Below are 11667 nucleotides of genomic sequence, written 5' to 3'. Positions count from 1 at the left end.
GTTATTCTTCAAACCACTCAACCAGAGCATCCATTAATTCAAATGGTACAGCGTTTTGCATATCAGGAAATGGCAAAGATGCAATTAACCGAGCGAAGCATGTTCCGCTATCCGCCATATTACAGACTAATTGTTGTAGTCCTAAGAAGCCGTAATGAAGCTGTATTGCAAGAACAATCTCTATTATTTGCGGCTAAACTGAGAGAAAAACTGGGTGACAGGGTTTTAGGACCGGTTTCTCCCCCGGTTACAAGAGTTCAATCATTACATATAAAGAAAATTGTTCTAAAAATAGAAATTTCGGCCAATATATCTCCTGTTCGGAAGCTGCTTGAAGCGGTACAACATGAAATGCAGATGAATTCTGCTTACAAGCAGTTATTGGTGCATTTTGATGTTGATCCGGCATAATGGTTTATTTATGAAATTGAAGTGGGTTACATGCCCTTTATTTATTAAAAGTTTGCATACGTATGAAACAAGAAAAATTAAGATTACTGTTTGTCTGTTTAGGAAATATTTGTCGCTCTCCTTCAGCAGAAGGTGTGATGAAAAAGCTGGTTAAAGAGTCCGGTTTAGAACATGAAATAGAGATTGATTCGGCTGGAATACTTGGTATTCATCAAGGAGAGCTTCCCGATCCCCGTATGAGAAAGCATGCTTCTAAAAGAGGCTATACATTGGATTCAAGATCCCGTCCCGTAAAAATAGCCGATTTTTATAATTTTGATCTTATCATAGGAATGGACGACCGAAACATCCAGGATTTAAAGAAACTAGCTCCTGATTTGGAATCTTCATCCAAAATTCATCGCATGTCTGAATATTTAAGTACACATGCATACGATCATATTCCTGATCCATACTATGGTGGTGCTGAGGGGTTCGAACTGGTACTTGATCTTTTAGAAGATGCCTGTTCCGGATTATTGGAAGCTATTTCTTCAGATCGGGATAACTGATTCTTGTATGGTACATTGTTTTTAATTTTTCACAAAATACATTTTTAATTGTCTCCACATCACGGTAGGTAAGAGGCGTATTTCTAAGCAGACCATCGGCTATTTGCCCTTCGACGATCCGGTTTACAACTTCTTTAATATTTGCTTCAGTGTACTCTTTTAAACTGCGGGATGTAGCTTCCACGGCATCGGCCATCATAAGTATGGCCGTTTCCTTGGTAAAGGGATTCGGTCCCGGATAGGTAAACAGACTTTCATCAATTTCCTGATCAGGATTGAGATTTTTTAGCGAATTGTAAAAGTACTTCGCTTTACCATTTCCGTGATGAGTTCGTATAAAATTAATTATTGCTTTAGGTAGCATTGCTTTCTCTGCAATTTTAACACCTTCAGTAACGTGACTGATAATAATTTGTGCACTCTCGTCAAGTGATAATTTTTCATGTGGATTAACACTGCTTTGGTTTTCAGTAAAGAATGCCGGATTACTCATCTTACCTATGTCGTGATACAATGCTCCGGTACGCACCAATTGAGAATTCGCACCAACTCTGGATGCGGCATCAGCTGCAAGAATAGAAACATGCAGGGAGTGTTGAAAAGTTCCCGGACAAGTCTCCGACAGACTTTTTAACAGTGGATTATTGATATTTGATAATTCGACCAAAGTTATACTGGATACATATCCAAAGGTTTTCTCTAACATGTAAACCAATAAGTAGGCAAAAGTGAGCAGTATAAAATTAATACCGAAATAAAGCAGCATCATCCAGTTTATTTTCTGGAAATCAGCTTCCTGATAAACCGCCAGACTTAAGTATATTATAACATAAGCTATAAAAATAAAGAAGGATGATCTGATTAACTGTGATCTTTCAGACAACTCTTTCAGACTAAACGTAACTACCATACCTGCTACCGTCTGTAGTAGAAGGAACTCATGAGGAAAAGGAACCATTAACGAACACAAAAGAATGGTTACCAGATGCATAAATAAGGCTGTTCGCGAATCAAAAAATGTACGAACTACAATGGGGGCAATTGCATACGGAAGAATATATACGTTAAATAAGCCATAGGTAACGCAGAATTCCGTAAGCAAACATGGTACAATAATTGTTAATAACAAGAATATAACACTACGCTGATTATGAAAAATCTTTACACGGAAAGACCACAAGTACAACCACATACATAGCATGATTCCCATCACAAGAACAAACTGTCCTCCGAGGATCATTCCCATCCGCTGATTACCTCCTGTCTTATTTTCGTACACTATCTTTAACGACCGTAACACATTGTAAGTATATCCATCAATAATTTCTCCACGGTCAACAATACGTTCGCCAGCTTGTACCATTCCAGATGCAAGAGATACATTTTGTAACAGTTCATCCTTTACTCTGGCAGTCATTGTGCTGTCGTAAGACACATTCTCCACCAGATAATTATTTATATCACAAGCTTTAAGTACTTTCTTGTCTAATCGGGGAGGGCAATTGTTGATAATAAATTCGTAAGCCGTTTTAACCGTAAATAAATCACTTACAAAGTGAGCTTTTGAAACATTGTTCTCAACTACATTTATTTCAGCATAATTGTCCTTATTAAGTTGATTCAGTGATTCGTAGGATACAATTCCTCTGGCATACAGATTAGATAAAGAGTGTTCTACATATTGCATGTAGGAAGATCCGGCAATATGTTTCAACGTTGTTGTATAGTCTTTTCTAAGCTTTTCTTTTTGTGCAGCCTCTATGGTACGGTTAATCTTGTAATAGGGCTTGAAATCTTTAAGAACGCTGTCTTTTTCCAGTGCTACCTCTTTATCTGTCTTGTAAATAGGAAAATTGGAGGGCGCAGTCAAAAGTCCGTATTTCCAGGGCTTTCCTTCAAAAAATTGGTATCTGAATTTCCCCTCTCTGGGAAAGAAGTAGGCAATAAGCAGAGCGGTTACAATAAAGTAAACTGCAGAAGGTATTTTGAAGTTTTTTACTGTCATATTGTTCGTTATTTCTGGTCAAAAGTACATATTTTATGGCGAAATGTACATAAAAAAGTTTACTATGAGAAAAAAAAGGTCTACTTTTGCCCAATTATTATAACAATACAAGAACATTATGTCCCAAAGAAAAGTTAGAGTTCGCTTTGCGCCAAGCCCCACAGGTGCATTACATATTGGTGGCGTACGTACAGCTTTATACAATTACTTATTTGCTAAACAAAATGGCGGTGATTTAATCCTTCGTATCGAAGATACAGATTCTCAACGATTTGTGCCTGGAGCAGAAGATTATATCATAGAGGCATTAACATGGCTGGGTATTAAATTTGATGAAGGAGTAGGCTTTGGTGGAAATTACGGTCCATATCGTCAAAGTGAGCGTAAGGAGATATATAAGCAGTATGTAGATCAGCTTATAAGCAATGGGTTGGCATATATCGCATTTGATACTCCATCGGAGTTGGAAGAAAAAAGAAACGCTATTGCCAACTTTCAGTACGACGCTTCTACCCGTCTGCAGATGCGTAATTCACTTACTTTATCAGCTGAAGAGACCAACACATTGATTGCTGCGGGTAATCAGTATGTGGTCAGGATTAAGATCGAGCCCAATGAAAATATTGTTGTAAACGATCTGATACGTGGAGAAGTGATCATCAACTCTTCTGTATTGGATGATAAAGTTCTATATAAATCAGCAGATCAACTTCCCACTTATCATATGGCCAATATAGTAGACGACCATTTAATGGAAGTTACTCATGTGATTCGTGGTGAAGAATGGCTTCCCAGTGCTCCATTACATGTATTGTTGTATCGCTACCTGGGATGGACAGATACAATGCCTGCCTTTGCCCATCTTCCTTTATTGCTTAAACCTGAAGGAAATGGAAAGTTAAGTAAACGGGATGGTGATCGGTTGGGTTTTCCCGTATTTCCTTTGGAATGGAAAGATCCTGTGAGCGGAGATATCTCTTCAGGATACAGAGAAAGCGGGTATTTGCCTGAAGCAGTTGTCAACTTCCTTGCGTTATTAGGCTGGAATCCGGGAAATGACCAGGAAATTTTAACTATGGATGAGCTGGTTAAATTGTTTTCACTTGAACACTGTAGTAAAAGTGGAGCCAAGTTCGATTATGAGAAGGGAAAATGGTTTAATCATCAATATATACAGAAAAAAGATAACGCAACGTTAGCGGCATTATTTCAACCAGTTTTGGCAGAAAAAGGAATTGAAGTTTGCTCCTCCTATGTAGAAAAGGTTGTTTCATTAATGAAAGAACGCGTAAACTTTGTCAAAGAACTTTGGGATCAGTCGGCATTCTTCTTTGTAGCACCGCTTTCATACGATGAGAAAACGGTAAAGAAGCGTTGGAAAGATAATTCGTCAGCCCAGTTGACAGAACTTATCGAAGTATTGCGTACTGTAGATGATTTCGGAGTAGAGAATACGGAAGAGATTGTAAAGGGATGGATTGAACAGAATCAGTACCATTTAGGAAATATAATGAATGCATTTCGCCTGGCATTGGTGGGAGAGTCCAAAGGACCGCATATTTTCAATATTACAGAAGCCTTGGGTAAGGAGGAGACTATTGCCCGTTTGCAACGTGCTATTGAAATATTAAAATAACAAGTATATAAGATATGTATAGTCTTATAATCCACCTTTACGCATTTTTTATTGAATTGATTTCTCCTTTTCATAAAAAGGCCAGATTAATGCGTTTAGGCCAATGGAAAACGAACGGAATTCTTCGGGAGAAGATAGACCGGAATGCGAAGTATATTTGGTTTCATGCCTCTTCATTGGGCGAATTTGAACAAGGACGCCCTTTAATTGAGAAGATTAAGGCAGAACATCCTGAGTATAAGATTCTGCTTACTTTTTTCTCTCCTTCGGGTTATGAAGTAAGAAAAAATTACGGAGGGGCTGATGTGGTATGTTATCTTCCGTTCGACACCCCATACCGGGTTAAGAAGTTTCTTGACCTGTCAAAACCTGTGATGGCGATATTTATAAAGTACGAGTTTTGGGATAATTATTTAAGTGAACTGAAAAGACGAAATATTCCGGTATATATCGTTTCAGCCATATTCAGGAAAGAGCAACTGTTTTTCAAATGGTATGGAGGAATGTACAGAAAGGTCCTTTCTTATTTCACTCATATTTTTGTACAGGATGATGCATCGCGCGAATTGCTTTCGAAGTATGGTGTTACGAATGTTTCTGTCTTCGGAGACACTCGTTTTGATCGGGTACAAGACGTGTATAAGAACACTAAGCAAGTTCCAATGGTCGACCTGTTTGTTAATAATAACAGATCCGACAATCAGTTAACGATGGTAGCCGGAAGCTCTTGGCAACAGGATGAAGAGGTTTATCTGAATTATTTCAATGAGCATCCGGAGTTGAAGCTTATAATTGCTCCACACGAGATCCATAAAGATCACTTGATGAATATCGAATCAATGTTAAAACGACCCTCTATTCGTTTGTCTGAGGCAACGGAAAAAGACATTAAAGGAAAATCTTGTCTTATAGTAGATAGTTTCGGGTTATTGTCTTCTATCTATCGTTATGGAGATTTAGCCTATATCGGGGGTGGTTTTGGTGCAGGTATCCACAATGTTTTGGAAGCTGCTGTTTATGGAATACCAGTGATATTCGGACCGAAGTATCAGAAGTTTAAAGAGGCTAGAGATTTGTTGCAGGTAGGAGGCGCATTTTCAATAACAGATGAAAAGACTTTCGAATCCAAAATGGAAGAACTTTCTACCTATCGTGATTTACTTGAAGCCGCCGGAGTTGCCGCTGGAGATTTTGTAAAAAGCAACATTGGAGCAACAAATAGAATAATTGCATCGATACCCTTGTGAGGATAAATATATCGGATCAGCAATCATTCAAAAGAAAAAGAAAGGTTACAGTTCAATTGAGCTGTAACCTTTCTTTTTTTACCAAACCAATCCGTCGTGGCGGATGTGCCATAGTTTATTAGGGGCGGAAAGTGTGAGTTCGTAGTACCCAGGTGTTGTATATAATTTAATACGTTTGGCTACTTCGGGTTTGCAGACTTCTTCAGGCTTGAGACTTGAAACCTTAGAGGCGTATTCGCCGTTGACCGATTTATATTCTTGTTGACGGTAATATAACTGACGCAAAATCCACTTATATTCTTCATCAGGATTTGCTTTAAATACATCTTCTCCTTTTCCTGCTACCTTATTTGATAGTTGCACATATCCCCAATACTCCGGCAAGTGAATATTAATTACTCCGGTGGGAGCCCAAACCCAGTTGTATTCAGCAATTTTATCTTGCCCTTGTTTGGGGACTTTCACATATTTGTTATTCTCAATTTTAGTTGGCCATTGCACGCGTGAGAAGTTAATACGAAGCTGATCACCGTCTTGAGGCTTTTCCTTTCCACGCATAACCTGATAAATGGACTTCCAGGGAATAAACACTTCAACACTCCAGGACTTATCCTTGTCTTTTGGATTATTCAATGTTCCATCTACATACACGGCTTTTTTCATGCCGGCAAATTCCCAGTTATTTAAAACAATATTACCCGGATCGCGATAAGGCTTGTTTAAGAAAAGGTCCCAATCCGTGCCGTAAGCATTGATTTCGTATTCAAGATAGTTATGTGTATCTCCAGAAGGATTCAGGAAAATTTCAAAATCATTGTCATGATATATTACGGCATCGTGCTCCTTGATGGTTGCCCAAACGTGAGGTTCTTCCATCAATACGGCAAAATACATCCCGTCCTGATCGTATGTCATCTTTGCCCGGGTTTGAAGATAGGGGAGAGGTTGCTTATCTCCTTCAATATCTACAAAGTCGGATGTCCAGGGTATCGCATCCCATTCAGATTTAGATAATTTACCGTCTATTGTAATTTTAGAGGGAGCTTTATAACAAATGTACGTAGGAGGATTTAGCGGTTCGGGAGTTTTATACATGATCTCTTTATCTTTCAATGCCGGAAAAGCAGAAAGAGAAACCTGCGATAATGCTACAACGCTTAAAAATAATTTAGTGTAATTCATTGCATATCTGTTTAGAATGTTTTGTTTTCTTTTTGATTCAATAAGTCGGATGCTGCTTTTAGCCAAACATCAATATCGTCAGGATAATGCTGACTTGTATAATTTTCGCCTCTTTTATGTCCAAGTCTCACAACAATGGCTCTTTTGTCGGGAATTACAAATACATATTGTCCAAGCATACCCCGCATGTAAACTACTTCAGATCCTTCAAAATTCAATTTCCAGAATTGATATCCATAGTGCCTGTTAGGTTCATTGTATTTTTTATCTATCAACAAGGTATCCGGAGTAATTGCTTCTTTAATATAAGATGCAGATACTAGCTGATTGCCATCCCAGGAACCGTTGTTTAGAATAAGCTGTCCAAACCGCGCGAAGTCTCGCGCATTAGAATTGAAACAGCAATACGCCTTTTCCGATCCACCTTTATGATCCAGGCTCCACAAAGCATCCTCTTCTGCATGCATTGGAGTCCAAAGCCGTCTTGATACATAAGCGCTTAAACTCTCGCCAGTAGCTTTTTCAACGATAAAAGCCAATAATTGGGTAACGCCACTTTGGTAATTGAAGTAAATACCCGGCTCTTCAATCATTTTCATTCCATAAACAACATCCTTTAGATTATCACCATAATAAAGTTGCGTTGTTGGAGAAAAAGGAGAAACATACGACTCTTCAAAATCAACACCAGCACTCATGGTGAGCAGGTGTTTTATCGTAAGCTTCTTCCCATTAAATGAATTGAATTCTGGAATAAAATCACTAACAGCCTGATTTGTGCTGGCAATCAAACCATCATCAATGGCACATCCGATAGCCAGGGAGACTATACTTTTAGCCATAGAAAACGAGTTACTTCTTTTTTGATCCGAATAATCCTCCCAATACTGTTCAAAAACTAATGCACTATCTTGAATCACAAGAAAAGCAACCGTGCCGTGTTTTTTAAACTGGGGTAGATAGGTCGGGTTAATAGACAGTTTGTTGTATACATCAGCTGTTTCCCATGGTTGAGGATCTTTTGCCGAAACTTTTCTGTTTTCAAAAATTGGATATTGATCAATTTTGGGATACAAATGAACGATTGTTTGCCGTAGATAATAGTTGGAGGGTATTAATAGATACCCTCCAACAAAAATACAAACAAGGAGCAATGCGCCTATAATCTTTTTCATTTATTCAGATTCCTCTTTGTACCACGAAGCATACATATGGTAATTGTTCGCTATTTTCTGATTCATTTCTTTAGCCTGTTCCGGATCTACCTTCTTTATAAACTTTGCCGGAGCACCAGCATAGATACTTCCCGGTTCAACCTGTGTATTGCTTAGCACCACGGCTCCAGCTGCAATAATAGCACCTTCTCCAATCACCGCATGATCAAGGATAATTGATCCCATGCCCAATAAAGCTCCATCGCATACTTTAGCTCCGTGAATTACCACGTTGTGTCCAACAGATACGTTGTTGCCAATCTCAATGATCGATTTCTGGTACAACGTATGTAAAACAGATCCGTCTTGTATGTTGACCCCATTCCCGATGCGAATAGAATTTACATCACCTCTTAGCACGGTTCCAAACCATATGCTGCATCCGTCCCCAATTTCAACATCACCAATGATAGTCGCATTATCTGCCAGGAATGTATCGTTCCCGATTTTGGGAGTAAATCCTCTTACTGATTTTATTAAAGCCATTTTATTTGTTATTTATTTATTGTAGCCGTCTGTTTACAGTTCGGCTGTTTTGTTTTTAAGCCATTCCTTTTCTTCTTCAAATAAGAAAGGACTTAGTTTCTCGTATACAAGTTGGTGATATCTGTTTAGCCATGCATGTTCGCGGGCAGATAGCATAGAGGTAATCACCAGGTTTCTGTCAATAGGGAAAAGGGTAAGCGTTTCAAAACTATAGAATTTTCCGAATTCCGTTTCGCTGTCTTCCCTAACCAGAATCAGATTCTCGATGCGGATCCCGTATTCGTCTGTTCGGTAAACTCCGGGTTCGTTACTGATAACCATGCCTGGTTGCAGAGCTACCGGGTTTTCCTCCATCCGTATACTTTGCGGACCTTCATGCACGTTTAGGAAATGACCAATTCCATGTCCGGTTCCATGCATATAGTTGATTCCGTTATCCCATAATGCTTTTCTGGCTAATATGTCAAGCTGAGACCCCCTTGTTCCCTGGGGAAATTTACATTTTGCCAGACTGATGTGACCTTTAAGCACCCGGGTGAAGTCTTTTTTCATTGCTTCTGTAGGTTCACCCAGAGCAATAGTGCGTGTGATGTCTGTTGTTCCATCGAAATACTGTGCTCCGGAATCTAACAGAAGTAATCCGTCGTTGGCAAGTTTCGCATTGCTTTCGGGAGTAGCTCCATAGTGAACAATAGCACCATGAGCATTATATCCTGCAATTGTTTCAAAACTTTCACTTACATAATGGGACTGCTTACTCCTGAAGTCTGCCAACTTTTCACTGAGACTTAGTTCGGTAACCTGTTTCCCTGTAGCCAATGATTTCTCCAGCCAGATGAAAAAGCGGGTAAGGGCAACACCATCTCTTACCATTGCATTGTTAAATCCTTCAATCTCTTTTTCATTTTTGATGCTTTTTAGCAATGCTACCGGCGACGGACCTTCTATAACATCGCAAGAGAACGGCAGAGCGTTATATAGTGCAAAATTTGTTTTTTTAGGATCCAGATATAAGCGCGTATTCTCTTTTAATTTTGCCAGGTAAGAGGTGATTTTGGTGTAATCGGCCAAAATAACCCCTTCTGCTTGTAGCTTTTTAGCCATGTCGGAAGTTAGTTTTCCCGGAAGTACAAAAAGAACTGTCTCTTCTTCCGAAATAAAGGCGTAACTTACAACTACAGGATTATATTCTACGTCGTTTCCCCGGATATTGAAGGTCCAGGCAATTTCATCCAGGGCAGAAAGTACAATGCCATCGGCTCCGGCTTCGTGTAATTTCGTATTTATATCGTCCAATTTATCTCGTGTCGATTTCCCGCTATACTCTATAGGTAATTCAAATAGCATACCTCCGGGTAAAGCCGGCCTGTCTTTCCAAATGGCGTGGATTAAATCTCTTGAAACATCCAGCGAGATTTTCTTTTTCTTCAATACCGAATTTAATTCTACAGCATCAGCCACACTATAAGTCTGCCCATCCAATCCTACAGTCTCATTTTCATTCAGATTTCGTAATAGAAAAGCTGCAATCCCCGGAGTTTCAGGTAGACCTGCTTTATACAACTCTATACCCGATCCTTCCAGTTCTTTGGATGCTTGAAGAAAATACCTTGAATCTGTCCACAATCCGGCTTTGTCGGCCGTAACGACAACAGTTCCCGCCGAACCAGTGAAACCAGATATCCATTGCCGTGATTTCCAGCAGTCCGCCGGATATTCACTGAGGTGAGGATCCGAACTGGGAATTATATAGGCTCCCAAGCCAAAATGCTTCATAGACTCTCTAAGAGCACTGATGCGTTGCTGAATGATTGTTTTCATCGTATTTTTTATTTAGAGATTCATACTAACTAATGCAAAAATAGGGAATATATTTATATACTACACGAGGTCGTTAACAAAATAAGAAACCTTGCTGCAGAAGAGACATTTCTCTGCGATGTTGTTTTATTAGATTATCCATATATATAACAAAAGTGCATACGTATTCTGTTCTCAATATTTATAATCCGATTTAAATTAACATAGAGTTAAGCAAAAATTTGCGGGTACATTTTCTTCAGAAAGTATATACTTTTTGGAGAAAATGTTATGACTTTTAAAATGAAAAGTACCTGGGATTTTTGATCATTGCTATTAGATTGTTTTTTCATTGTTTATTGAGGGTTTTAAAAGATCTGGTAACCTTGTTTCAAAGTTAAATATATCGATTTCCAAAATATTGGAATTTAGTTCAAAGATAGACTATGTATTTTTTCAAAGAATACGGACAAATCAGTGTTATGATATTAAAATATTACCATTTCGTTTGGGGTTTTAAATAACCTAGGTAGAGGTGTAGGGATGTTCTTTTATGCTGTTTTAGGATTTATTTTTTCAGAGAAGAGATTTTCTCGTAACGTCAACGATGTTATATTCACTTTTTTTGAGCACTAATTGACAATAGAGTCGTATTTTATCCTGGCATATTCCGAAACGTTCCTTATTCACGCTGTATTGCACTTTCTCTTAATATATACAATGTACGCGAGGGGAAATGGTTTCGAAACGGTATCTAGGGGGATTAAAAAAAAGTTTGGAGTGTAATGTGCGGGTATTCAGGGGTTAAGGATAAATGTGTTAAAATGCTTGTGAAAATAGTTTGCTAAAGGTTTGGAGTGTATGTTGTAAAGCACTACTTTTGCACCCGCATTCAAGAGAGAACGGCACAGCAATATGATGAGGGAATTTAAATGGATAGCATAAGGTGAGGTTAGCGAGGCTAAGCAAGAATCCTGCAGCGACATTAAGATGGCCCGAAACTTTTTAAAAAAAAACTTCCGAAAACATTTGGTGGTTTAAAATAAAAAGTCTTATCTTTGCACCCGCTTTCACACCGGATCAAAACGGTTGAAAATGCAACAAACAAGAGTTCTTTGAAAGATTTACATATCAA

General features: G+C 38.6%; 8 protein-coding genes and 1 pseudogene. 4 read left to right on the top strand and 5 right to left on the bottom strand.

What is annotated here, in order from left to right; genetic code table 11:
* Together AB7E53_RS12420 and AB7E53_RS12415 are read left to right on the top strand one after the other, a co-directional pair.
* Positions 1–411, top strand: a pseudogene (locus AB7E53_RS12420) (replication restart helicase PriA); the annotation flags it as partial.
* A gap of 62 nt (positions 412–473) precedes the next feature.
* Positions 474–962, top strand: coding sequence for a low molecular weight protein-tyrosine-phosphatase (locus AB7E53_RS12415; RefSeq protein WP_446775976.1), 489 nt, complete (start codon positions 474–476; stop codon positions 960–962).
* On the opposite strand, the gene AB7E53_RS12410 is transcribed toward AB7E53_RS12415, so the two are convergent.
* Positions 937–2967, bottom strand: coding sequence for an HD family phosphohydrolase (locus AB7E53_RS12410; protein ID WP_446775974.1), 2031 nt, complete (start codon positions 2965–2967; stop codon positions 937–939). The genes AB7E53_RS12415 and AB7E53_RS12410 overlap by 26 nt on opposite strands.
* 118 nt (positions 2968–3085) lie before the next feature.
* Here AB7E53_RS12410 and gltX point away from each other — a divergent pair, with 118 nt between their 5' ends.
* Together gltX and AB7E53_RS12400 are read left to right on the top strand one after the other, a co-directional pair.
* Positions 3086–4603 (top strand): glutamate--tRNA ligase, encoded by a 1518-nt coding sequence (gene gltX / locus AB7E53_RS12405; RefSeq protein ID WP_079683825.1) that lies wholly within the window; start codon positions 3086–3088, stop codon positions 4601–4603.
* 14 nt (positions 4604–4617) lie between these two features.
* A complete protein-coding gene (locus tag AB7E53_RS12400; RefSeq protein WP_446775972.1) occupies positions 4618–5850 on the top strand; it encodes a 3-deoxy-D-manno-octulosonic acid transferase in 1233 nt (410 codons plus the stop codon).
* 78 nt (positions 5851–5928) lie between these two features.
* Here AB7E53_RS12400 and AB7E53_RS12395 read toward each other — a convergent pair whose 3' ends face one another.
* The 4 genes from AB7E53_RS12395 to AB7E53_RS12380 are packed head-to-tail and all read right to left on the bottom strand — an operon-like array spanning position 5929 to position 10553.
* Positions 5929–7032, bottom strand: a complete 1104-nt coding sequence (locus AB7E53_RS12395) for a carbohydrate-binding family 9-like protein (protein WP_446770789.1) — start codon at positions 7030–7032, stop codon at positions 5929–5931.
* Between the two features lie 11 nt (positions 7033–7043).
* Complete coding sequence (locus tag AB7E53_RS12390) at positions 7044–8207, bottom strand: serine hydrolase domain-containing protein (protein WP_446775970.1); 1164 nt, start codon at positions 8205–8207, stop codon at positions 7044–7046.
* Positions 8208–8732, bottom strand: a complete 525-nt coding sequence (locus AB7E53_RS12385; protein ID WP_068180661.1) for a gamma carbonic anhydrase family protein — start codon at positions 8730–8732, stop codon at positions 8208–8210.
* A gap of 33 nt (positions 8733–8765) precedes the next feature.
* Positions 8766–10553, bottom strand: a complete 1788-nt coding sequence (locus tag AB7E53_RS12380) for an aminopeptidase P family protein (protein WP_068180664.1) — start codon at positions 10551–10553, stop codon at positions 8766–8768.
* Between the last annotated feature and the right edge of the window lie 1114 nt (positions 10554–11667).

The organism is Macellibacteroides sp. (genome assembly GCF_050251695.1).
Classification (GTDB): domain Bacteria; phylum Bacteroidota; class Bacteroidia; order Bacteroidales; family Tannerellaceae; genus Macellibacteroides; species Macellibacteroides fermentans.
Note: the sequence above shows the minus strand (reverse complement) of the source record. Positions and strands in the feature narration are given on the sequence as shown.

Coding starts and splice junctions, on each gene's coding strand:
- AB7E53_RS12410 (WP_446775974.1), bottom strand. CDS start 2,967: ATGACAGTAAAAAACTTCAAAATACCTTCTGCAGTTTACTTTATTGTA.
- AB7E53_RS12380 (WP_068180664.1), bottom strand. CDS start 10,553: ATGAAAACAATCATTCAGCAACGCATCAGTGCTCTTAGAGAGTCTATG.
- AB7E53_RS12400 (WP_446775972.1), top strand. CDS start 4,618: ATGTATAGTCTTATAATCCACCTTTACGCATTTTTTATTGAATTGATT.
- AB7E53_RS12415 (WP_446775976.1), top strand. CDS start 474: ATGAAACAAGAAAAATTAAGATTACTGTTTGTCTGTTTAGGAAATATT.
- AB7E53_RS12385 (WP_068180661.1), bottom strand. CDS start 8,732: ATGGCTTTAATAAAATCAGTAAGAGGATTTACTCCCAAAATCGGGAAC.
- gltX (WP_079683825.1), top strand. CDS start 3,086: ATGTCCCAAAGAAAAGTTAGAGTTCGCTTTGCGCCAAGCCCCACAGGT.
- AB7E53_RS12395 (WP_446770789.1), bottom strand. CDS start 7,032: ATGAATTACACTAAATTATTTTTAAGCGTTGTAGCATTATCGCAGGTT.
- AB7E53_RS12390 (WP_446775970.1), bottom strand. CDS start 8,207: ATGAAAAAGATTATAGGCGCATTGCTCCTTGTTTGTATTTTTGTTGGA.